Genomic DNA, 21,972 nt, shown 5'->3' on the forward strand with positions numbered 1-21,972 from the left:
CACTAAAACATCTGCGCATACTGCCTGCTGGCTTTAATGATTTCCTCGGAAGTGAGTCCGAATACACAGACACAGGTAATACAAACGGAGCTTTTTTCAGCTCCATCTTCTGTTAGGCTGAATGTACAGGAACCACTCGATAGAGCGGTAGAAGTGCTGGCACCACTGCTATAATCCATAGAGAAGTCTTTACAAACGCTACGAACAGTTTTGCTGGTATGGTCCTGCAGTTTCTTTAACCTTTCCTCTTCCATCTCTACTTTCTTAACCTCTTCATCATAGGGAGACGGTGAAAAAACAGGATGGTGAAAAGCATGAAACAGCACAATGTCAGCTTTTGTGGTTCAAGCCATCTCTATGGCATAAAGCAAGGCATTATCTGCCTCTTTCGACAAATCAGTAGGAACTAATATTTTATGTATTCTCGCTGCTTCGCTGGTATGGTTCATGCCGTGTAGGGTTAAGTTATTTACAATGCAATTTAAGCTATCAGCCAAGCCATCAGAATGTTATTTGTCAGTTGGCCAGGTGATACTCCTCAGCTTTCTTACTATAGTATCTCCTTTAAGGTTAAGCAGTAGCAGGGGCAACTCAACCAGCCGTGCCTTTCTGTAAGTCGGAGAGAATTTTATAGGAATGAAGCCTTGCTGCGTGATCGTAGATGTGCGCAGCGACCATGATTTCATCTACTTGTGTTTCATCCAGAAACGCCTGCATCTCTTCTTTCACCGTTTTAGGGGAGCCGGTAAAAGAATAACGGAGCATCTGCAGCACATTGTATTTCTCTGACGCGTCCCATAGTCCGTCCATGCTGTCAACAGGTGGCTGCATTTGTTTGGCAGTTCCCCTGATAACGTTTAGAAAGGAGGCGTACAGTGTGGTGGCGAGGTGGTTTGCTTCCTCATCTGTGTCTGCGACCACTACATTTACACACGCCATGGCATAAAGCTCCTGCAGTACATCAGACGGCTGGAAGCTCTCCCGGTATACTTTTAAAGCAGCGTGCAGGCTTGCCGGGGCAAAATGGCTGGCAAAAGCATAAGGTAAACCAAGCATCCCGGCTAGTTGGGCGCCATAGGTACTGGAGCCCAGCAGCCAGACCGGCACCTCAAGACCCTCGCCCGGAACCGCCCGAACTCTTGCGGTAGGGTCAATAGCAAAGTAGTTTCTTATCTCCTGCACGTTGTTCGGGAAATCTTCCACAGAGCCGTGCAAGTCCCGCCGCAAAGCCATCGACGTCAGCTGATCAGTTCCGGGTGCCCGGCCTATGCCTAAATCGATGCGGCCAGGATACAGCGATTCTAAGGTGCCAAATTGCTCTGCAACCACGAGTGGTGCGTGGTTTGGCAGCATCACACCACCGGAGCCAACCCTGATCGTGGTAGTGTTGCCTGCTACATGGCCAATCAGAATAGACGTGGCGGAGCTGGCAATGCCAGCCATGTTGTGGTGTTCTGCCATCCAATACCGTTTAAATCCCCAGCGCTCTGCATGTTGCGCCAGGTCAACGGTGGTTTTAAAGGAGTCGGCAGCTGTTTTCCCGGATAGGATAGGCACCAAATCCAGTATGGAGAGCGGGATATCTGTCAGTTTTTTCTTGTTTGCTTTATTTTCCATTCTTTTTCTTCTGTTTCTTACGTCTAACGAATCAGGAGGGGAAGGTGGATACAAAAAATCAAATAAGCCCGCGTGCCTTCAGCTCTAGGTATTTGTTGATGGTGTTGATGGTCAGTTGCTCCGGTGGTGTGAGGATGGCGTGGATGCCGTGTTGCTGCAGTTCTTTTACAATCTGGCGCTTGTCGTAGTCGAACTTCTGGGCGATGGCTTTGGTGTATATTTCCTCGGTGCTCTTAGCGCGCTGGTGCAGCAAAGCATGCAGCTCAGTATTTTCGAAGAAGATGACGACCAGCAGGTGGTGCCTGGCAAGGGCCCGGAGGTAGGGTAGTTGGCGCTGCGCCCCGTTCAGTGTTTCAAAGTTTGTAAACAGCAGGAGCAGGCTGCGCTGTTTTATACTATGGCGTACCGTAGTATAAAGGCGCTCATAATCTGTTTCCTGATACATGGTCTTCTGGTTGTACAGCAGCTCCATGATGCGGCGTATCTGGTCTGATTTGCGCTGTGCCGGCAGCATATTACTGATCTTGTCGGAGAACGTGATCAGGCCCGCCTTATCCTGCTTTTTAAGGGCAATGTTGGAGATAACCAGCGAAGCGTTGATGGCATAGTCTAGCAAACTAAGACCTTCAAAAGGCATCTGCATCACCCGGCCTTTGTCGATGAGGCAGTATACCTGCTGTGACTTTTCATCCTGGTAACTGTTCACCATCAGTTCTGCTTTCCGGGCCGAGGCTTTCCAGTTGACGGTGCGTTGGTCATCGCCCGCTACATAAGGCCGTATCTGCTCAAACTCGGAGCTGTGCCCGATACGGCGCACCCGTTTTACACCTATCTCCTGCAACCTGTTCGAAACAGCCATCAGTTCATACTGCTGCATCTGGATAAAGGACGGGTAAACCGGCACTTCCTGGTCCTGGGCAAAGCGGTAGCGGCGCTTGATAAGCTGCAGCGTTCCCATCGCAAATACATTGATGGCTCCGAAGCTATAGCTGCCGCGCTTGGTTGGCCGCAAAGTATATTGAATGATGTGGGTGCGTCCTTTGGGAATGTGCGCCCGGAACAGGCTGTCGCGCTTCTGGAACTGGAACGGCAACTCATCAATAACTTCGGTGTGCACCGCAAAGGAATACTTGTTCTCGATGTACAGGTATATATCATTGTCGCTGCCGTTGGAGAGCTTTTGTTGCATGCTGCGGCTGGCAAACATACCCTGCCCATTACGGTAGAGCAGGAGCAGATCGAGCAGGGTGAGCAGCAGCAGCACCCCAAAGGCTATTTTGGCGACAACCAGCAGTACCGGCAGGAAAAAAGCGAGTACAAAGAGGCACACCAGTCCTGTTAGGCACAGGTACAAACGGTTCGTAAAGTATAAGCTGCGGATAAACTGCACTAGCGGGGTACCTCTATTTTCTGAATTATCTGCTTTATCACTTCATCAGGCGTAAGGCCTTCCATCTCGCGCTCCGGCGTCAGGAGAATGCGGTGGCGCAACACCACCGGCGCCAGTTCCTGTACATCCTCGGGTGTTACGAAACCGCGGCCACGCAAGGCAGCCAATGCCTTGGAACTGTTCATTAAGGCGATGGAGGCACGCGGCGAAGCACCCAGGTACAAGGCTTTGCTCACTCTGGTTTCGCCTACCACCTGGGCAATATATTCAATCAGCTTTTTATCAAGGTGCACGGCCTGCACCGCCTGGCGCAGTTCCAGCAATTGGTCTGCTGATACGACCGGTTGCACCCGCTCCAGGTCACGTTTCAAATGAGCGCCTTTGTGCTGAAGCTCCAGTATGGCTATTTCCTCTGCCAGGGTAGGGTAGTCAACGAGCACTTTAAACATGAAGCGGTCGAGCTGCGCCTCCGGCAGGCGGTAGGTGCCTTCCTGCTCTATGGGGTTCTGGGTGGCCAGCACGATGAAGGGCGCAGCCAATCGATATACCTGTCCGTCGTGGGTGATATGCTGTTCCTCCATCACCTCAAAAAGCGAAGACTGCGTTTTGGCAGGTGCCCGGTTTATCTCGTCTATCAGTACAATGTTGGCGAAAATAGGGCCTTTTTTATAGTCGAAGGTGGCGGTGCCGGGATGGAACACAGAGGTGCCGAGCACATCAGAGGGCATCAGGTCTGGCGTGAACTGGATGCGGCTGAAATCAGCCTGCACGGTGCGGGCAAGCAATTTGGCGGTGAGTGTTTTGGCAATGCCCGGCACTCCCTCAATCAGCACATGGCCCTCAGCAAGCATGGCTACCAATAGCAGCTCCACCAGTTGTTCCTGGCCTACAACTATCTGCCGGAGTTCCTGCTTTATCCGTTGTGCTGTTTCCCGTAAGGCGCTGTAGTCTGTTTTGTTTTCCTGTGTGGTGGTTAGTACTTCTTCTTGCATAACTATACGTTGGCCAAAGGCCTTGTTGAGGTTTGTCTGTAAAAATCTTCGAGGTTATTGTTCAGCAGCATCAGCGTCTGTTCTCCGATACCGTCGCTTTGCCGGATACTATGGATCAGGTTAAAAATATTTGTCACGACCTCCGCATCTGCCCCGGACCTGGCGATGACGCGCTCGCGCAGTTCTTCATCTGGTATGCTGGTGGACATATGATAGTGCAGGCGCAGATACTCCAGAAAGTAAGTAATATTTTTTTCGGCGATATTTTTGGGGTTGCCCTGGTTGAAGTATAAACTGCCAATCACTTTCACAAAGTCGAGGGTGGTGTTGCGCGGCGGGTCCAGTACCGGAATAATGCGCTGGGTGCGCTTGCTCTTGAACAGCAGGAAAAGCACCATGGTGAACAGGGCAATATAATACGCCCACGCCAGCGGCTCGTGGCGCATCAGCACCCGGAAAATGGACTGCTCATCCAGCCGCCCCTGCTTCTGATACTCGTCCCAGTACACGGGCTGCACGGGGAGGTGGGAGAGGGCTGTGGCGGCATAGGCGCTTTGGTTCAGGGTGAGCAGCTGGTAATTGGTGAAAGCGAGTGGTACTGTGCTGATATAGAAGTGGCCCTCGCCAAAGGGCACTTTCATAAACACAAGCTTACCCGCCTTGTTTCGGCCCAAGGCCTCGTGCCCTTCCTGCTGTGTTACTTCCAGGTAAAACTGGTTGTTGTTAGCCGGGTAAGTATAAACTTTCTGCTGCGGCTGGGTGGTGAACAGCAAACCGGTGGAATCCGGGTCTGTATTATCCAGCATGTCCGTCTCAAAATGGAGCGTGTCCGACAGGTCAAAAGAGAAGTTTTCCGACGCAATAAAGACATCATTGCCTCGCTGCACAAAATCAAGCAGGAGGTTTGTGTCGAGGCTGTCCACTGCAAAGAACTTGTTCACAAAAATGTAATTCCCCCCAAGCGTGCTATCCTGCAGATGGTTATAAATAGGCTCCCGCACCGACTGCACCGGCTCGCCCTCAAACATTTCAGGCAGCAACTCATACAATGCATAGGTGCCGTACGGTATCTTGTCTTTTCGGGAGAAGGTCTGCGACCAGTCCACGGGCTTTGGTCTAAAATAATCCAGCATCACCAGCGCCCCGAAAAGCACCACAATCAACGCGATATAGCGACGGTAGCCTTTCATGCCTGCTGCTTTAGAAGGGTGTCAAACTGAGTAAACTCTGCCCTCGCGGAGTTGAAAAGCTCGTCGCCGAGGGCGGCACCGCCGTACCATACGTACTCAAACATACCTGTGAGCTGCTCAAACTCATGGCGTATGTCAGGCTGTTGTATCTCTGCAATGTAGCTGCGGTTTGTCTTGCTTGGGCTCCAGTGAATCAGGCCGCGGTCGGTGAGTGTTTTCAGGCTCTGGAGGTAGTGCAAGCGGATGGCTTTCCGGAAGTCGCGCTGTGTTACAGCTTCATCCGTCAGGGCCTTCAGGTCGAGCTCATGTATGTTTTCTTCAAACACATTATAAGGGGTTTCATTGTTCGCGCTCTTTTTGCCGAACAGACTACCCACATCCACATGCTGCATCTTTACCACTATGTACACAATGGCAGTTGCTATAACAACATAAATGAGGAACTCCCAGAAACCCCTTGCCTGGCCCTGGTATAATACCTCGCGTAGCCACGTTTTTGTCCTGCGACTAAGGCGCTCCCAGAAGGTATTGGCCGGGCGCACCTCTTCGTAATACTGGAAATCTTCACTGGCACGCATGTTCTCCAACTTCTCCTGGTCGGGCAGGCGCACTTGTACAGGTGCAGTGGCAGCAGGCACGCTGTCGGGTGCCTGGGCGTACGCTATTGTGCCAAAGCCGCATAGCAGGCAAAAAGAGAACAGGAATATAAAAAGGTGCTTAAAACTCACCCTCATTTGCGGTTAGGTTTGTTTCGGAGCGGCCAATTAGGTCGACCTGCTCCATCAGTCCAATGCCGTCTTTTTGCTCCACCAGATTGTAGTACTGGAAACCTATTGCGACGGCGTAGATACAGTAAAGGAAAATGCTCAGCACCGAAGCAGACGCATTTACCACGACAAGCAGAATGTCACTGTCCATGCCCGGAACTTCAAACGCGCGCAACATGGTAACAGCACCTAGGGGCAAAGCTGCCAGAACACCGATTAAGCCCTGAATAATGCCCACTATTAGCAAAAAGCCAAAGGTTGCCCACCAGTTGCCTTTTATAAGATAGAAGCAGCGTTCCACTGTTTCTATAAAACCAAGTTCCTCGCGCACCATCACAATAATGAAGAGCGACAGCACAATACCAAGGTAAATCCCAAGGCCAAAGAAGAAAATGCTTAAGAAGGTGACAACGGAGATGGCGATGCCACTGTAAATGACCGGCACAAGGTTAGCTTTAATGTGCTCCCACACAGCTGCCGGTTGCACCTCGCCCTCCTCATCCTGGTACACCACCATGAAACTGTACACTGTAAGGGAGAGGATAAAAATGCTCAGTAAGGTGAATATCATGCTCAGGATATAATTGAGCGATGTGACCTGGTTCATAAAAACGTTATCGCCAAAGGTGCTATAAGTGGCTTCACCTGTCATGCGCTGGAACGTGCGCGCCTGAAACAGCCCGGAGAAAATGCCTGCTGCCAGCGCTACAGGTGTCACGTAAAGCAGCAAAGCCCTTAGCAGCGGCCTGAAGTTTGTTTTGATAAAATAAAAAGTGGCGTTCAGCTTATCTCCGAAGTCCCTTTCTTCTCTTAAGTTAATTTTCTGTTTTGTCTGTAACATCTGGTTTGTGCAGTGAACGTGGATAGATAATAAAGTAGTAAAGAATGAAGGCTGCAGACGAAAGAATGATGAACAGGCTCAGGGCCATCGGCATTTCGGTGTGCCGCGTGACGAAGCCCTCGAGAAAACCCGCCGTTATAAAAACCGGCACCAGCCCCACCACAATCTTCAGGCCCTGCCGGGCACCCTTTTTAAAAGAGTAGGAGCGGGAGTAGGTTTTCGGAAAGAGCAGGCTGTTGCCCATCACAAAGCCAGCGCAACCAGCAATCACGATGGCCGAGATTTCAAGGGTGCCGTGTATCCAGATGGTCAGCACGGAGGTGAGCAGCAGCCCCTGCTTGTAGAAAAAGTATTGAAAGGCGCCCAGCATGACCCCGTTCTGGAAAAGCACCCAGAAAGTGCCAACCGAGAAGAACACCCCCATCACAAAAGCCAGAAAGGCCACTTTGATGTTGTTGAAGGTGATAAACAGGAACATCTCTGCCTCGCCATGCCCTTTGTATACCGCCATCGGGTCTCCCTTGCGGATATTCTCCAGCGTCATGTTTACATAAGAATCGCCGAGGATGAGGCGCACAAAGGTATCGTCGAGGGCGGCGGAGAGGGCGCCGATGCCGCAGGCTACTGCAAATATGAGAAAGGCATAAAGTAGCTGCCGGTGGTGCTGGCGGAACAAATACGGCAACTCATACTTCCAGAAAGCGAAGAACCGGTTCTGCTTTTCTTTTTTGTTTTTGTAGATGGCCTGATGAGAGCGCCCGGCCAGGGTATTGAGGTAAGCCGTGGTGTCTGACTCCGGGTAAAAGGTGCGGGCATACGCCAGGTCGTCTGTCAGCTCAATAAACCGGTCAGCCAGATCGTCCGGGCTGGAGGCTTTCTGAGTTTCGAAGGACTTCCACTTAAGTTTGTTTTTTCGGATGAAGGCAGCCTCACGCACGGTAAATCAATTTTGATCTCTACCAAATATATGTATCTTGTGATGTATAAAAAAACGGAAGCAAACTTATTTTAAGATGAATACCATTAAAATCAGGACGACGCAGAATGTGGAGGTGGAGTATGCTGTTGCAAGCGTTGGTGACCGCATACTAGCCCACTTAATAGATTTTGCGGTTTACTTTTTATGGATGGTTATTACCGTCCTGATTTTACAGGGGCTGGGCCTGAACAATAATATAGTAAGTGCTGTCGTCGTAGGACTCCCTGTCCTGTTTTACCACCTGGTTTGCGAGATATTCATGAATGGCCAGAGCATCGGCAAAATGGCCCGCGACATCCGGGTAATCAAACTATCTGGCGAGGCACCCTCCATCGGTGATTACCTGTTGCGTTGGGTGTTCCGTTTAATAGATACCGCAGGCTCGAGCGGAGTGGTAGCCATCGTGACAATAGCAGTGAGCAACAAAGGGCAGCGCCTCGGCGACATGGCCGCAGGCACCTCCGTTATCCGGAAGCAGGCCGTGCGGAGAAAAGACCATATATCAGTAAGCACCGAAGAAGGGTACCAGATACGCTTTCCGGAGGTAAACCTGCTCACAGATAAAGACGTGGCCCTGATCCGCAAGCTGCTCTACAAGGCGCGGCAGCATAACAACTATGAGTTGCTGGAGAAAATCACCCAGCGCGTAAAAGAAGTAACGGGTATCCAGACGGAAATGGCGGAGTGGGATTTCCTGCAAACGGTGGTGAAAGATTACCATCACTACACCCATGGCGATGTGCAGGTGTAGCAGCAGGCTTGCTTTTGTTTTTCTTCATGTCAATTAATAGTGCCTTTTCTTGAATTATGTATGTAACCCGCGTAGTAAGAGTGCCTGTATACCTTTACTATGCCTCCAGCCAATTCTTTTACGGTTCAGCCTCTCACCGGCTCTAAGAAGCGTTTTCAGCAGATAGATGTTACCAAAGGCCTTGCTATCGTTTCGGTCATCCTGCTACATGCCTTTGAGAGAGACATTTTAAACGAAACGTACGCCATTTACCACATCTGGCAGGCAGTGCCGGTGTTTATGGTTTTGATGGGAGTTAACTTAGGCATGGATTTTACAGGCAGTAAGCCGGAACTCTCCTCCCTGTACACGAGAAAGTATTTTCGCAAGAAGGCAGAGCGCATCCTGTTTCCCCTGCTGTGGGTGTACGTGCTCTCTATACTGGCGGGCCTTGCCTGGCTTTTGCTCTACAACCAGCATAAGTTGGAGTTTAATGCCTACAATTTTATCGGGCTGTTACCCGTCACCGGGCCAGGTAACTACTTTGTGACGCTGATACTTCAGACCATCTTCTTCTTTCCTATAATAGATTATTTGTTTCAGCGGCAGCCTTCGTCTACTATTGTTTTGCTGATTGCTTTGGAAATCCTGTTTCTCGTTTGGAGTAGCCATGTTCGTTTATTCCAGGCAGAAGACTATTTGTACAGTGCGGCGCTGCCCCGTTATTTCTCTGCCATTGCTTTTGGCCTGGTGCTCTCCAAAAGTATGTTGCAGCCTCTCAGGGCAAATGTCATTCTTCTTTTCCTGACTATAGCGGCGGCGGGTTGTTTGTACCTCTACCGGATGGTGTATGCCGATTTAAATGTAAACTATATGACAGCGGAGTGGCAGACACAGAGCGTTTTGACCTTTGCCTATGCTGCGGCTATCGTATGGGGGCTTTTTAAAGCTTTACCGGTGTTTTCTGACAATAAATTTCTTCACCTGTTTGCTGCTCTGGGCAAAGCATCCTACCACATTTTCCTCATCCAGATAGTGTACTTTGGTCTGTTTCCCAAGCAAAGTAGTGTGCTGATGGGGCTCTTTAGTTGTTTGCTGGCAGGTTACCTCTTCTACAAAGCAGATACAAAATATAGATTGAGCAAAAGAATACTGTCACGGGCATAGATAAAAGGATACGGATATCTGGGTAAAAGTTAAATTCCAAAAAATGCTGCTTCTAAAGCAGCTCCTTTAAAACTTACACGTGGCCGGGGCGTAGTTAATTACGTTTGTTATTTCCAGGCGCTCACTTAAAAAGAGGGCAAACCGTTGTTTTCAATGTTGAAGTTTTTGAGTGTTGCTTTGTGCGGATTTTACCGGTATCTTTTAATCAGCCTTTTAATTTTATTTTGCCTTATTCCGGAAGTACACGCACAGGATTCTAAACAAGATAGCAATATGCCCTGGTCGTTTGGAGTAAATGGCTACTATGGTACCCTATTCCGCTACAGAAGCGGACTTCCGGCGCTTAACTTCACACACCCCCTCGGAGTAGAGGTATTTGCCAACCGGCATACTGTAGGGAAGCGTGAGTGGGAAAGACATTTTAATTACCCACAGATCGGCTATGCCCTGGCTTATTATAATTATGGTGTTCCTGATGAACTGGGAGAGGCTGTAACACTTACCACCTACCTGGATAATGCTATCATAGAAGGCCGGAAAGGCAGCTTGCGGTTTAATGTGGGCACAGGATTGGTTTATTCAACACGCCATTATGTACCTATTACGAACGAGCAGAATAAAGCCATCGGCAGCGCACTTGCTTTCTCTCTCCGTGGTACGCTCCGGTACGAGTTTCCGCTGAGCAGACATACATTTATGAACCTGAACCTGGCTTTCCGTCATTTTTCCAACGGTGGCCTGGACAAGCCGAACAATGGCATGAACTTTCCGCTATTGGGGGTGGGGGTTAGGTATCAGCAGGGGGAGGTCCGGTATATAGAGCAAAACGATACTGTAGCAGCAACTATTGACAAAAGCATTAGGCTTAACCTCAGGGTTGCCGCCGGTGTAAAGGAGGTGTTGCTAATAGACGAGAAGCATCCTGTCTATACTCTTTCAGCTTATGCTAGTAAACGCATCACTAGAACCAGTAGCCTTTTGTTTGGAGTCGATGCTTTTCATGATACAGCATTACGGAATGAGTTTATCAACATGTCCCTGCAGCCACCTGATGAAGAACTGGAACCAAGAATGGCTGGAATTACTGTTGGCCATGAGTTGCACCTGAACCGGTTCTCCTTTATGTTTCAGTTCGGGCGCTATGTCTATCAGCCTTACAGGTTGTTTCCAAACAATTATCAGCGCTACGGTCTGCAGTATTCTTTCACCAGGAATCTTTCTACCAGTGCCATGCTCATGGTGCACACCCGCACAGCCAACGTACTGGAATGGGGAATAGGGCTGCATTTATAATAGAGGGCAAGGATATGTATGAAGCTATTGGATTGCCGTGTTTACAAACGCTAACATACTTATTCCGGCTGTTACGCTTGGGATGGGAGTAACAGCCGGTGGTGTCCGTTCTTAGCGAGTGGTGGATAAATGATAAAGGTTCCTGCCACACTGCATCTTGCTATTGCTTTTCCCGAAAGCTGAGACAGGAGAGTTATGTGCGGTATAGTTAAAAGCTGTTGCTTATTTTAATTTAGTTTTTAATAATTTGATTTTATCGTGAATATAGGTGATGTTTAATATGTAATGTGTTTAATTCGAGAGAAATAAAAGGAAGAGTCATAATAAGAAAAAAGCGGTATCAGGTTTTATTAACTTTCCCTTGCATCACTTTTTGACAAGGTTGAATAGACGCTGACTTCTTTTTTGCGTTAAAGGCAGATTAATACATTAACTTACAATCAACCGGTTGTTAGAGAAAGTCTGATAGGCGCCCGGCTACCAAACTATGAATGCTTTTTTGCTTTGATTACTACGACCTGAAAGTGATCGAAGTACCAAATAGCAATAAAAAAATTTAGGATAAGATCTGAAGTGAAATCTTAATCGTGATCCAGAATGCCGACATCTTTTAATACGACTTTTCCTGAAGTCAGTAAGAGCCCTGTATTACCCTCAGCGGGCGGGCGAGTAAATAAAGAGTGGATTACCGTTGTTTGGATTTTGATGGGAGCCGGAGTTTTTTTTCGGCTCTTCCATTTTTTAGATAACAGGTCTTTATATGTAGATGAGATCTTTCTGGCTACCAGCCTGGTGAAGATGAATTTCTGGGAACTGACAGCTCCCATGCTGGAATACGAGCAGAAGGCACCGCTCGGCTTTCTGTGGATGGAGCGGCTGATGGTGCTGCTCTTCGGGACTGGAGAGATGGCACTCAGGCTCTTCCCTCTGATATGTGGTGTTGCATCCCTGTTTCTGTTTCTGCCTGTAGCGCGCTACTTCTTAAAGCCCGTAGGCGTGGTGGTTGCGATAGGTGTGTTGGCGGCAGCACCACCATTGGTTTATCACGCTGTGGAAGTTAAGCAATACAGCACAGAGATGTTTGCTACGGTAGTCGCTTTGTATCTCTATATCCGATTTCATAAAAAGATGGCCCTTCCCTCACTTCTCCTGTGGGGGCTTAGCGGGGCAGTAATTCTCTGGTTTTCCTTCTCGTCTATCTTTATACTGGCAGGTATGGCTTTCGGTGTCTGCCTGCACTACCTGTTAAAGAAGGAATGGCGGCACCTGTTCCGGTCCATCAATCCTTTCTCTATGTGGCTCGTCAGCTTTGCCGCCACCTACTTTCTGTTTACTCACAAGCACGGAGACTCAGAGTGGCTGCTGCACTGGTTTAGGACTCGCGATAGTTTTATGCCTTTGCCGCCAACTTCCCTCTCGGAATTGAGTTGGTTTTTTAAGAAAATTTTTTCTGTCCTCCATTACCCGCTGGGCTTGTCATGGTTAGACCTTTCACCATCTGCTAACCCCATAGTTCGGATTATCGCCAGAATGTCTTTATTGCCTTTGGCAGTATTGGCTGTAGGGTTTGCGGTTTTCTACAGGAAAGACAGGAAGCATTTCATGGTGCTGGTTTTCCCTGTCCTGCTGGTGCTAATTGCCTCTGGATTGGAACTGTACCCGTTCATGGATCGGCTCGTCGTTTTTCTGGCTCCTGTGCTGATTCTTATTCTGGCGCTGGGCTGTGAGAAACTGTCAGTCTTTTTCTTCAAAACAGCTAGAGGGCGCTTCATTCTGCCTGCACTACTACTTCTGGGGCCCCTGGCGAATTCATCCCATCAAATAATAAACCGGGATGTTTTCGGGGATTATAAGAAGTCATACCAGAGGGAAACACTCTCTTATATTGACGACAGATTCCAGGAGGGAGACGCCGTTTACATCTATTGGAATGACCTGGTTGGCTACCGTTACTATAAAGCGATGCGGGGTTTCAGATTTGAAGCTGTGGAAGGCAAAGATTACCGCTATGTGGCAAAAGATGAAGCTGACTACTACAGAAGATTAAGTGCTGATTTCGAAAAGCTTAGCGGGAATAAGCGTGTGTGGCTGGTCTACAGCAACTGGGCCTGGTTCAACATCGGGGATTTTGATGGGCAACCTGCCTGGTACTATGCCCCGGAAAGTAGTAGAGCTACCCTGCATAAAACCTTTTCTACTATAGGGGAAGAAATAGATACCTATAAAACGACAGAGGTAAATGTGCATTTGTTTGATTTACAAGAAAGGTAATTTTATCTTATGCCACACTATACTATTGAATAGGATAAAAAGCGTAAAATCTTTACTCACCCTCAACGCATAAGCAGCAGATTTAAATGAACCAGCCATTTCCGATACAGCAGGTACGTGCGGCGTTTCCCGCATTAAGAGAAGACGAAAACAGAAAACCTCTTATTTTCTTTGACGGCCCTGGCGGAACACAAATGGCTGGAAGCGCTGCAGAAGCTATGATGGCTTATATTTCAGACGGAATGGCCAACCTACACGGCACCTTCCCGACAAGCATACGAACAGACGACATGATTGCAGAGGCAAGAAGTGCCGTTGCGGATCTCTTAAACTGCGAGCCATCAGAAGTAGCCTTCGGTCAGAACATGACGACTCTCGCTTTTTCCATTGCCAGAAGCCTGGCTTCTCTTATAGAAGAAGGGGACGAAATTGTAGTGACGGAACTGGACCACCGCGCCAACGTGGATCCCTGGGTGACGCTTGCCAAAGACAAGGGCGCTGTGGTAAAGTTCATACAGCTGAATCCGGAGACATTCACCCTGGACCTGGACACACTGGACGAGGTGATTACCGACAGAACAAAGCTAATAGCGGTTGGTATGTCGTCGAATGTGACGGGTACAGTAACGGATATAGAAAGAATCAAGCTCAGAGCAAAGGCCGTAGGTGCCATTTTTATAGTAGACGCTGTACATGCTGTGCCACACCTGCCTATTGATTTCAAAAAGTTAGGCGTTGATATTTTGCTGTGCTCGGCTTATAAGTTCTTCGGTCCTCATATCGGTATGTCTGTTATTTCGGCTTCGCTTTTCGACAAGCTACCAGTTTACAAACTGAAGCCGGCTCCGCAGGAAATCCCTTACAAACTCGAAACCGGAACGCAGAACCATGAGGCTATTGCAGGCTTAATTGGAGCGATAGCGTTTATTCAAAGCCTTGGTGAGGGCGGCACACGCAGGGAGAAGTTGCTTTCGGGCATGCAGCGGATTGCTGCCTATGAAGATGAACTGACCGAAAAGATAGAAAGCTTCCTGGGAAATATTCCGCAGGTTCAACTTTACCGCGCACCAAAAGGCGTCCGGAAAACACCAACTTTTGCCTTTACCATCGTAGGTGTGAACTCCAGGGAAGCAACGGCCTGGTTCGCCGAAAACTATCATATGTGTATTGCCGACGGAGATTTTTACGCTTCCACAATGGCGGAGAAACTGGGAGTATATGACAGGGGCGGCTGGATTCGAATCGGGTTGGCTCCTTATAACACAGCAGAGGAAATAGAGCTTTTTAAAGAAGGACTACAGTGGTTTCTTACTGAACATAAGAAGTAGTCTTACCCAAATAATAATCTCCCATAGTCCGTCCTCTGTATGCCTTGCCTTTAATATGGGGAGATTATTATTTGGCATTTATCTTATGTCAAATCTACTTTCAAACTCCTGTATCAGCACATCAAAGTCTTCTTTTAGTTCCTCGTAATCCGGCTCGAACGCAGGAACTTTACTTTCATCAAAGGTGTCCTCATGGCCCCAGCGAGGCCAGAAAGTATTATCATAAAAGAAATCCCAAAGGTCTCTTACTGAATTATCATAAGTTAAATCTATAAGTTCCTCATTCCCTAGTTGGTGGCCCAGGTCTCCGAAAAGGTTGATGAAGTTAACTGCTTCTTCAATAAAATCCTGGCTCATATCTTTGGCTAAGATAGATGCTTCTATAAGTTTTATATCATAGACTATAGAAGGAGCAGGATCCGACAGAAATGCCCTGATCAACCACTCTTTTGTTTTCTCGTTATCAGGGAACGGTATCTCCAGGTCCTTCAGAGCATTCAGCAGCCTCATAGGCGTAGTTGCTGTTACTATCTTATTGTCTTTAGAAAGTATAAACTTATCAGTCCGGTCTCTTTCATCGGTTGAGTCGGATAGCCAGATGTGGTACAAGGGAGAGTCGAAATGGGCCGAGACATAAGCGTGTATCCAAGTTTCATACTGCTGGCATAAGTCTTCAAATTCCCCTCCAGATCCTGTTGATCCCATATGTTTTTCTAGTTCGTGATAAACATACTATACGAGATGAAGCGCAGGGTATTTATCACCCTAAAAATAATTTTATTTGTAATTCAATAAAGCCGGAGGCACACTTCACTCAACGAAGCGTCAATGTTGTAAACGTGTTCAGCAACGTTGTGATGAGGTTGATGAGTGCTGTGGGGTAAACACCGATGCCTATCAGCAGCAGTGCAAGCACAGTTAAAGTACCCATACTGGCCACATAGATGGAGGGGCGAAGTTGTCTGCGTGGTTCCATCGCTGCCTCAGGCTGCTGAAACATCACGGCAATGATCTTGATGTAGTAGTACAAGCCAATTACACTGTTGAGCACGAGGATAGCCACTGGTAGCCAGAGTTGGGTATTTACGCCTGTTGCAATGATATAGAACTTGCCTACAAAGCCAGCGGTAAGCGGGATGCCTGCCAGCGAGAGCAGCATCGCCGTGAAAATTGCCGCCGTCCACGGGCGACGCCAGAGCAGGCCTTTGAAATCTTCCATACGCTCAGCATCACGGTCCTTGTCAGAGAGCATAGCGATAACACCAAATGCACCGACTGTTGTTATAAAGTAAGCCACGAGGTAAAAGGTAATCGCCTCAACGCCCATCTGGTTGCCTGCCAGAAAAGCCACAAGCAAATAGCCCAGGTGGGAAATGGAGGAATAGGCGAGGATACGTTTTACGTTTTGCTGCATCAGGGCCAGCAGGTTGCCCGCAAACATAGAGGCGATGGCAATAATAGTGAAAATCAGTACCAGGGTAGGGTAGCGGAAACCGTCTACTTCCATAAAAAAACGAATCAGCAGGCCCAGCACGCCACCCTTGGAAACAGTGGCGATAAAAGCCGTGACAGGCGCAGGTGCCCCTTCATATACATCGGGGGTCCACATATGGAACGGCACCACGCTCAGCTTAAAACCGATGCCGATGATCATCATGCCAAAGCCAGTGATGAGCAGCAGCGGAAGCCTATCGAAAGCAGCGATGGCGGTGGCTATTCCCGTAAAGGTCATGGTGCCGGTGGCGGCATACACCAATGCCATTCCGAACAGCAGAAAAGCAGAAGAGAAGGCAGCCAGGATGAGGTATTTAATGCCTGCCTCATCGGAACGCTCACGGGTACGGAGGTACGCAATCAGGGAATATAGTGCCACGCTCAGTATCTCGAGGCCCAGGAAAAAAGAAGCGAAGTGTTTACTGATAACCATGACACAGGCCCCCAGCGTGGACAGTATCAGCAGGATATAATATTCTTCCTTCCGCTCTTCGCGCTGCTCAAAATATGCATAGGAAAGCATGCTGATAAGCAGCGCCGTGACCAGCATCAGCCCGATATAAAACGCCGAAAAACCGTCCATCACAAATAACGGCTCAATGGTATAAGGCGCTGCCACATGTTGCTCAAAAAGGGAGGCAAAGGCTGCTACAAAAGAAACCGCCGTAATCACGTAGATAATTTTGTGGTTGCGCCACGCTGAAATCACCAGCATACTGACCAACGCGCCTACTGTTAAAATGAGCAGTGGCATCAGGTGAATAAAGTCATTTACGCTCATGGGCTTTGGGTTTATTTTTCATTTACACTTTCGAACGTTCCCCTTTAAAGGGGGTAGGAGGATGGTTATACCTGCAGAACATCAAGAGAGACCTGTTGCATCTGCTTTTGAAAAGTAGCAGAGCCTTTCTAAGCCTCAGCCTGCTTGTCATCCCCCTTACCCCCTTCAAAGGGGACTTATGTATTACTTCTTGAGATCTTTCACAGCTGCCTCAAAGTATACACTGTCAATTTCTGCTATACTCAAAGGCGCCTCTACTGCCGCTACTTTAGGCTCCACTTTAGACCCGGAATAAGCCTGTAGTTGCTCCTGCACGGATGGCTGTGCTAAGTCAAGCACAGGCTGTGGGTAAAGCCCCAGCCAGAGAAGACCCACTATCATGGGCGCAGCTATCAGCATCTCACGGGAAGTAAGGTCAGGCAGTGCAGGCTGTTCCACTAAGGATGGCTCATAGAAAACTTTTTGCATGATGCGGAGCGAGTAAGCAGTGGCCATCACCAGACCAATGGTGGCGAAAACGGTGAGCCAGTTGTTTGCCTGCCAGGAACCTACAAGGGTGAGAAATTCTGCAATAAAGTTACCTAGTCCCGGTAAGCCCAGGGAAGCCATTACAAAGATCAGCGCTACCACGCCCATCTTCGGGGCTCTGGACCAGAAGCCGCCCATCAGCCGGATGTCGCGGGTATGCAGGCGCTCGTACAGGAAGCCAGCTAAAATGAACAGTGCCCCGGTGCTGAGGCCGTGCGTAATCATCTGCATCACCACCCCCTGCAGCGCCCATTCATTAAAGGCAAACACACCGAGTATCACAAAGCCCATGTGGCTGACACTGGTATAGGCCACCAACCGTTTCAGATCAGTTTGCGAGAAGGCCAGTATGGCGCCGTATATGATGCCGATGACACCCAGCAGCATGGCCCAGGGAGCGAATTCCACGGTGGCTGTGGGGAACAGCGGCAGCACGAAGCGCAGCAAACCATAAGCGCCTGTTTTCAGCAGCAGCCCGGCCAGAATAACACTGCCTGCCGTGGGTGCTTCGGAGTGGGCATCGGGTAGCCAGGAATGGAACGGCACCACGGGCAGTTTCACAAGGAAGGCCGCCAGAAAGCCAAACATCAGCAGGCGTGCTGCTTCAGGGGCAAGCGACGTGTTCAGCAGTGCAAAATAGTTAAAGGTGTAGGTGCCCGTCTGGCTGCCATGGATAAAGTATAAACCCAGTATGGCCAGCAGCATGAGGAGTCCGCTGGCCTGGGTGAAGATGAAGAACTTGTAGGCGGCATAATTGCGGTTCTCATGGCCCCAGATGCCTATCAGGAAGTACATCGGTATCAGCATCACCTCCCAGAAAAAGTAGAACAGGAAAAGATCCATGGTGAGGAAAACACCGGTGATACCTGCCAGCACCCACAGCAGGTTAAAATGAAAGAAGCCGACTTTGTTTTTTATCTCTCTCCATGAAATCAGGATGGCCACCAGCCCTAGAAAAAAAGTAAGAAGTAGCATGAGCAGGCTTAGCCCGTCCAGTGCCAGGCTAAAGGAAACACCCCATTGCGGAATCCAGGGCAGTTCGTACTGCAGGAGCCAGGGCGAAGCACCCAAGGTGGCGGCAGGCATAGCCAGCCACAGGTAAACGGTTATGCCGAGCGTTGCCAGCACAGAGCCCAGTGCTATCCAGCGGGGAGAGGCACGGTGCCACTTTTGGGCTAGCCATGCCAGCAGCCCGCCAGCCATTAGTATCACGATAAGCCAGACTAATATCATAGGAAGATGCTTATGGTTAAAATCATGATGGCGCCGACTACGACACCCGCTACATAGTTGCGTAGCACCCCGCTCTGTGTCTCAGACAACATCATATGGAAGCCTTCTGTCACACGGGCAAGACCGGTGTAGAAGCCGTCAATCACGTCGCGTTTGTTCACGTTGGCCAGGAACACGTAAGGCCGCACCAGCAAGATGTCGTACAACTTATCAAAACCCCAGCCGGAGTGCCAGAAACGATGTACAGCCATCGCCGTGCTGGAGCGGTGGATAGAGGCGAGGAGCTCGGGTTTGCTTATGTAGAAGAGGTAGGCAATGTAGATTCCGCTCAGAGACACGACCGCAGCTAATAACTGTAACATCCACTCGTACTGGTCGAAGCCCGGCACTACGCTTATTGTGGGAAGTATGGGCGAAAGAAAATCAGAGAACAGTACTACATGCCCAAAATTATGCGGCAACTCAATAAAGCCGCCCACCAGCGAGAGCACAGCCAGTATGATCAGCGGTACCTTTATCGCCATCGTGGGCTGGTGCCCGACATGCGTTTTGGCTTTGCCATAGAAGGTGATGAAGACCATCCGGAAGGTATAAATGGAGGTGACAAATGCTCCCAGCAAACCTGCTGCATAGAGCCAGACGCTCCCGTTCTCGCCTGCCAGCTGGAGCCACAGAATCTGGTCTTTAGAATAAAAACCAGCTGACACCAAGGGGAAAGCAGCCAGCGAGGCAGCGCCAATCAGGAAGGTCCAGAACACGACCGGCATCGATGTCCGCAGCCCGCCCATTTTGCGCATGTCCTGCTCGTGGTGTAGCGCCAGGATAATAGCGCCTGCACACAGGAAAAGCAGCGCCTTGAAAAAAGCGTGTATCATGAAGTGAAAGACTCCCGCCGACCAGGCGCCCACACCTAAAGCCAGAAACATATACCCGATCTGGCTGATGGTGGAATAGGCCAGCACCCGTTTCAGGTCATACTGCGTGAGGGCGGCAAAGCCTGCAATGAGAAGCGTAACAGCACCGATAGCAGCCACGGCCATCATAGCAACAGGGGCCAGTTCAAAAATGACGTGCATGCGTGCAATGAGGTAAACACCAGCCGTAACCATGGTGGCCGCATGTATGAGGGCGCTGACAGGTGTTGGACCCGCCATGGCATCCGGCAGCCACGTTTGCAGCGGCAGCTGACCTGATTTACCCACAGCGCCACCTAACAGCAGAAAAGCAATGATCACGGCCATCTGTGCACCTGTATCCCATAGTTGCACTGCCTCCGTGGAAATGGTTTGGATATGTAAAGTGCCGAAAGCCTGGAAGAGCATGAACAGCCCGATAGCCATGGCCGTGTCGCCGACGCGCGTGATGATGAAGGCTTTCCGGGCAGCATAGCCGTTCGCGGGTTCTTTGTACCAGAAGCCAATGAGCAGGTAGCTGCACAAACCTACTCCTTCCCAGCCCAGGTATAAGAGCAGGAGGTTATCTGCCATTACGAGTACCAGCATAGAGCCCACAAAAAGGTTCATGCAGGCAAAAAAGCGGGAGTAGTCGGCATCTTCGGCCATGTACTCGGTAGAGTAGACGTGGATGAGGAAACCGACGAAAGTGATCACGAAGATGAAGACCATCGAGAGTGCATCCAGGTGAAAGGCAATGGACGGGTTGAAGCCCGCCACGTTGAACCAGTTCCATACCTCCTGGTGGTAATAGGCTGGTTGGGAAGAGAGGTATTCAATGCCCAGCAGCAACGTGATAGCTGCTGATATACCGACACTGCCTGCCCCAATAGCGGTTACCAGTCCACGAGAGATCCTGTTGCCGAACAGGACCAGCAGCAGGGCACCGGCAAAGGGCAAAGCGGGAATTAACCAAAGTAAATCTGCCATAGCTTTTATCCTTTCATAAAGTTTGCGGTGTCACTGTTCAGGGTCTTCAGCTGGTGGTAAATCTGCAGGATTAAAGCCAGCCCAACAGATACCTCGGCTGCGGCCATGGTGAGAATGAAGATGAACATGATCTGCCCGTCGGGCTGCACCCAGCGCGAGCCAGCCACGATAAAGGCCAGACCAGCCGCATTCAGCATAATCTCCACAGAGATGAGCATAAAGATGATGTTGCGCCGAATCATGACGCTGATCATCCCGAGTAAGAAAAGGATTCCTGCCAGCAACAGGCCGGCTTCCATAGATACAGCATTCATGCGGCGGCGCTCCTTTCCTGTAAGAATCTGTGAACAACTTTTTTCTTCTGTCTGCCCAAATGGTAGGCTCCTACAATACCTGCCATCAGCAGAATACCGCTTAACTGCACTGCCAGCACATAAGGTCCGAATAATGCCAGCCCCACCAGGCGGGCATCCACGGCCACCACAGCGGCGGCGGGAGCTGTCTCAGCGGCGGTTATCATATAAACCAGTTCGGCTAGCAACACCAGCGACAGGATAGCAGGCCCCACCCAGACAGAAGGCTTTAGCCATTCTTTTTCCTTCTGCACATCTTCGTAAGTCAGGTTAAGCATCATAATCACGAAGATGATGAGCACCACAATGGCACCTGCATAAACGATTACCTCCAGGGCTGCCATAAAAGGAGCTCCCAGCGTGAAGAAGACGATGGCAATGGCCAGGAAGGAAACCACGAGGTAGAGCAGCGCGTGGATCATGTTGTAGCGTGTAATCACCATCAGGGTAGCCAGTACGGCAACGGCTGCGGCTATGTAAAAAGTCAGTTCCATGGTATTAAGGCATTAAGCTTTTAATATCTACAGGAGGCGTTTCGTTTTCCGCCTCACCTTTATCTTTTCCACCGATGGCCATACCGGCCACCTTATAATAATTGTAGCCGGGATACTTGCCTTCGCTGTTAATAAGCAGATCCTTCTTCTCATAGACCAGGTTCTGGCGGTTGTATTCACCCATTTCAAAATCTGGTATCAGCTGTATGGCATAAGTCGGGCAGGCTTCCTCGCAGAAGCCACAAAAAATACAGCGGGAGAAATTGATGCGGAAAAAGTCTGGATAGCGGCGGCCTGTCTCGTCTTCCGTGGCCTGCAAAGAGATACAATCTACGGGGCAGGCAGCGGCACAGAGGTTGCAGGCCACACAGCGCTCGCCCCCGTCCGGGTCGCGTGTTAAAACGATTCTGCCTTTCCACCTCGGCGGGAGGTAGGGCTTTTCTTCCGGGTACAGTACGGTATCACGTTTGTGAAACGCATGCAGAAATGTAAGCCACATACTGCGTAAAATACTAAACATGTCTGCTCCTTTCTTTTATAGTTTTTCTTTTATTCTTAAGACTTTGTCATCTCGATGACAGGAGAGAGTTGTTTAAGCTACACTTGTTTTAAGCTTCTCCTGCTGGTCGATATGGTGGTTA

General features: G+C 49.5%; 21 protein-coding genes. 5 read left to right on the plus strand and 16 right to left on the minus strand.

The genetic code is table 11. The features are described from left to right. Nucleotides 1-2: 2 nt before the first annotated feature. The 9 genes from DXT99_RS15475 to DXT99_RS15510 all read right to left on the minus strand — a co-directional run bounded on the left by DXT99_RS15475 (nt 3) and on the right by DXT99_RS15510 (nt 7,734). Nucleotides 3-326 carry a hypothetical protein gene (locus DXT99_RS15475; protein WP_115566485.1) on the minus strand — a complete coding sequence of 108 codons (324 nt, stop codon included), beginning with the start codon at nt 324-326 and terminating at the stop codon, nt 3-5. 18 nt (nt 327-344) lie between these two features. Then, nucleotides 345-449, minus strand: a complete 105-nt coding sequence (locus DXT99_RS27355) for a universal stress protein (protein ID WP_220273397.1) — start codon at nt 447-449, stop codon at nt 345-347. Nucleotides 450-591: 142 nt separating this feature from the next. Beyond that, on the minus strand, nt 592-1,617 hold the full coding sequence (locus DXT99_RS15480; RefSeq protein WP_115566486.1) for an LLM class flavin-dependent oxidoreductase: 1,026 nt from the start codon (nt 1,615-1,617) through the stop codon (nt 592-594). A 58-nt stretch (nt 1,618-1,675) separates the two neighbouring features. After that, nucleotides 1,676-3,007, minus strand: coding sequence for a DUF58 domain-containing protein (locus DXT99_RS15485; protein WP_115566487.1), 1,332 nt, complete (start codon nt 3,005-3,007; stop codon nt 1,676-1,678). Then, nucleotides 3,007-3,999 (minus strand): AAA family ATPase, encoded by a 993-nt coding sequence (locus DXT99_RS15490; protein WP_115566488.1) that lies wholly within the window; start codon nt 3,997-3,999, stop codon nt 3,007-3,009. Before DXT99_RS15490 ends, DXT99_RS15485 begins: the two co-directional genes overlap by 1 nt. A gap of 2 nt (nt 4,000-4,001) precedes the next feature. Further along, nucleotides 4,002-5,189 (minus strand): DUF4350 domain-containing protein, encoded by a 1,188-nt coding sequence (locus DXT99_RS15495; RefSeq protein WP_115566489.1) that lies wholly within the window; start codon nt 5,187-5,189, stop codon nt 4,002-4,004. After that, entirely contained in the window at nt 5,186-5,923 is a 738-nt protein-coding gene (locus DXT99_RS15500) for a DUF4129 domain-containing protein (RefSeq protein ID WP_115566490.1), read from the minus strand. Before DXT99_RS15500 ends, DXT99_RS15495 begins: the two co-directional genes overlap by 4 nt. Next, entirely contained in the window at nt 5,907-6,797 is an 891-nt protein-coding gene (locus DXT99_RS15505) for a hypothetical protein (RefSeq protein WP_115566491.1), read from the minus strand. The genes DXT99_RS15500 and DXT99_RS15505 overlap by 17 nt, the downstream gene beginning before the upstream one ends. After that, nucleotides 6,772-7,734, minus strand: coding sequence for a stage II sporulation protein M (locus DXT99_RS15510; protein WP_115566492.1), 963 nt, complete (start codon nt 7,732-7,734; stop codon nt 6,772-6,774). The genes DXT99_RS15505 and DXT99_RS15510 overlap by 26 nt, the downstream gene beginning before the upstream one ends. A 76-nt stretch (nt 7,735-7,810) precedes the next feature. Here DXT99_RS15510 and DXT99_RS15515 point away from each other — a divergent pair, with 76 nt between their 5' ends. The 5 genes from DXT99_RS15515 to DXT99_RS15535 all read left to right on the plus strand — a co-directional run bounded on the left by DXT99_RS15515 (nt 7,811) and on the right by DXT99_RS15535 (nt 14,565). Next, nucleotides 7,811-8,527, plus strand: a complete 717-nt coding sequence (locus DXT99_RS15515; RefSeq protein WP_115566493.1) for an RDD family protein — start codon at nt 7,811-7,813, stop codon at nt 8,525-8,527. Between the two features lie 99 nt (nt 8,528-8,626). Continuing rightward, on the plus strand, nt 8,627-9,673 hold the full coding sequence (locus DXT99_RS15520) for an acyltransferase family protein (RefSeq protein ID WP_115566494.1): 1,047 nt from the start codon (nt 8,627-8,629) through the stop codon (nt 9,671-9,673). Between the two features lie 273 nt (nt 9,674-9,946). Beyond that, nucleotides 9,947-10,966 carry an acyloxyacyl hydrolase gene (locus DXT99_RS15525; RefSeq protein WP_181885146.1) on the plus strand — a complete coding sequence of 340 codons (1,020 nt, stop codon included), beginning with the start codon at nt 9,947-9,949 and terminating at the stop codon, nt 10,964-10,966. Between the two features lie 597 nt (nt 10,967-11,563). Continuing rightward, nucleotides 11,564-13,237, plus strand: coding sequence for a glycosyltransferase family 39 protein (locus DXT99_RS15530; RefSeq protein ID WP_115566496.1), 1,674 nt, complete (start codon nt 11,564-11,566; stop codon nt 13,235-13,237). Between the two features lie 86 nt (nt 13,238-13,323). After that, nucleotides 13,324-14,565, plus strand: coding sequence for a cysteine desulfurase-like protein (locus DXT99_RS15535; RefSeq protein ID WP_115566497.1), 1,242 nt, complete (start codon nt 13,324-13,326; stop codon nt 14,563-14,565). Between the two features lie 78 nt (nt 14,566-14,643). Here the strand turns inward: DXT99_RS15535 and DXT99_RS15540 are convergent, their stop codons facing one another. From DXT99_RS15540 to nuoI, 7 genes are all read right to left on the minus strand, one after another. Further along, nucleotides 14,644-15,270, minus strand: a complete 627-nt coding sequence (locus DXT99_RS15540) for a hypothetical protein (RefSeq protein ID WP_115566498.1) — start codon at nt 15,268-15,270, stop codon at nt 14,644-14,646. Between the two features lie 109 nt (nt 15,271-15,379). Beyond that, on the minus strand, nt 15,380-16,840 hold the full coding sequence (locus tag DXT99_RS15545; RefSeq protein WP_115566499.1) for an NADH-quinone oxidoreductase subunit N: 1,461 nt from the start codon (nt 16,838-16,840) through the stop codon (nt 15,380-15,382). A gap of 183 nt (nt 16,841-17,023) precedes the next feature. Further along, nucleotides 17,024-18,601 (minus strand): NADH-quinone oxidoreductase subunit M, encoded by a 1,578-nt coding sequence (nuoM, locus tag DXT99_RS15550; RefSeq protein ID WP_115566500.1) that lies wholly within the window; start codon nt 18,599-18,601, stop codon nt 17,024-17,026. Continuing rightward, nucleotides 18,598-20,484: an NADH-quinone oxidoreductase subunit L gene (gene nuoL / locus DXT99_RS15555; protein ID WP_115566501.1), complete on the minus strand. Its 1,887-nt coding sequence runs from the start codon at nt 20,482-20,484 to the stop codon at nt 18,598-18,600. Before nuoL ends, nuoM begins: the two co-directional genes overlap by 4 nt. A gap of 5 nt (nt 20,485-20,489) precedes the next feature. Further along, complete coding sequence (nuoK, locus tag DXT99_RS15560; protein ID WP_115566502.1) at nt 20,490-20,798, minus strand: NADH-quinone oxidoreductase subunit NuoK; 309 nt, start codon at nt 20,796-20,798, stop codon at nt 20,490-20,492. Then, nucleotides 20,795-21,331 carry an NADH-quinone oxidoreductase subunit J gene (gene nuoJ / locus DXT99_RS15565; protein WP_115566503.1) on the minus strand — a complete coding sequence of 179 codons (537 nt, stop codon included), beginning with the start codon at nt 21,329-21,331 and terminating at the stop codon, nt 20,795-20,797. The genes nuoK and nuoJ overlap by 4 nt, the downstream gene beginning before the upstream one ends. A 4-nt stretch (nt 21,332-21,335) precedes the next feature. Continuing rightward, a complete protein-coding gene (gene nuoI, locus DXT99_RS15570; RefSeq protein WP_115566504.1) occupies nt 21,336-21,851 on the minus strand; it encodes an NADH-quinone oxidoreductase subunit NuoI in 516 nt (171 codons plus the stop codon). Between the last annotated feature and the right edge of the window lie 121 nt (nt 21,852-21,972).

Source organism: Pontibacter diazotrophicus (assembly GCF_003367245.1).
Taxonomy (GTDB): Bacteria; Bacteroidota; Bacteroidia; order Cytophagales; family Hymenobacteraceae; genus Pontibacter; species Pontibacter diazotrophicus.

Excerpts from the sequence above, each read along its gene's own strand:
- DXT99_RS27355 (WP_220273397.1), bottom strand. The coding sequence starts at position 449 with ATGAACCATACCAGCGAAGCAGCGAGAATACATAAAATATTAGTTCCT.
- DXT99_RS15480 (WP_115566486.1), bottom strand. The coding sequence starts at position 1,617 with ATGGAAAATAAAGCAAACAAGAAAAAACTGACAGATATCCCGCTCTCC.
- DXT99_RS15490 (WP_115566488.1), bottom strand. The coding sequence starts at position 3,999 with ATGCAAGAAGAAGTACTAACCACCACACAGGAAAACAAAACAGACTAC.
- DXT99_RS15495 (WP_115566489.1), bottom strand. The coding sequence starts at position 5,189 with ATGAAAGGCTACCGTCGCTATATCGCGTTGATTGTGGTGCTTTTCGGG.
- DXT99_RS15500 (WP_115566490.1), bottom strand. The coding sequence starts at position 5,923 with ATGAGGGTGAGTTTTAAGCACCTTTTTATATTCCTGTTCTCTTTTTGC.
- DXT99_RS15505 (WP_115566491.1), bottom strand. The coding sequence starts at position 6,797 with ATGTTACAGACAAAACAGAAAATTAACTTAAGAGAAGAAAGGGACTTC.
- DXT99_RS15515 (WP_115566493.1), top strand. The coding sequence starts at position 7,811 with ATGAATACCATTAAAATCAGGACGACGCAGAATGTGGAGGTGGAGTAT.
- DXT99_RS15520 (WP_115566494.1), top strand. The coding sequence starts at position 8,627 with ATGCCTCCAGCCAATTCTTTTACGGTTCAGCCTCTCACCGGCTCTAAG.
- DXT99_RS15525 (WP_181885146.1), top strand. The coding sequence starts at position 9,947 with ATGCCCTGGTCGTTTGGAGTAAATGGCTACTATGGTACCCTATTCCGC.
- DXT99_RS15530 (WP_115566496.1), top strand. The coding sequence starts at position 11,564 with ATGCCGACATCTTTTAATACGACTTTTCCTGAAGTCAGTAAGAGCCCT.
- DXT99_RS15535 (WP_115566497.1), top strand. The coding sequence starts at position 13,324 with ATGAACCAGCCATTTCCGATACAGCAGGTACGTGCGGCGTTTCCCGCA.
- DXT99_RS15540 (WP_115566498.1), bottom strand. The coding sequence starts at position 15,270 with ATGGGATCAACAGGATCTGGAGGGGAATTTGAAGACTTATGCCAGCAG.
- DXT99_RS15545 (WP_115566499.1), bottom strand. The coding sequence starts at position 16,840 with ATGAGCGTAAATGACTTTATTCACCTGATGCCACTGCTCATTTTAACA.
- nuoM (WP_115566500.1), bottom strand. The coding sequence starts at position 18,601 with ATGATATTAGTCTGGCTTATCGTGATACTAATGGCTGGCGGGCTGCTG.
- nuoL (WP_115566501.1), bottom strand. The coding sequence starts at position 20,484 with ATGGCAGATTTACTTTGGTTAATTCCCGCTTTGCCCTTTGCCGGTGCC.
- nuoK (WP_115566502.1), bottom strand. The coding sequence starts at position 20,798 with ATGAATGCTGTATCTATGGAAGCCGGCCTGTTGCTGGCAGGAATCCTT.
- nuoJ (WP_115566503.1), bottom strand. The coding sequence starts at position 21,331 with ATGGAACTGACTTTTTACATAGCCGCAGCCGTTGCCGTACTGGCTACC.
- nuoI (WP_115566504.1), bottom strand. The coding sequence starts at position 21,851 with ATGTTTAGTATTTTACGCAGTATGTGGCTTACATTTCTGCATGCGTTT.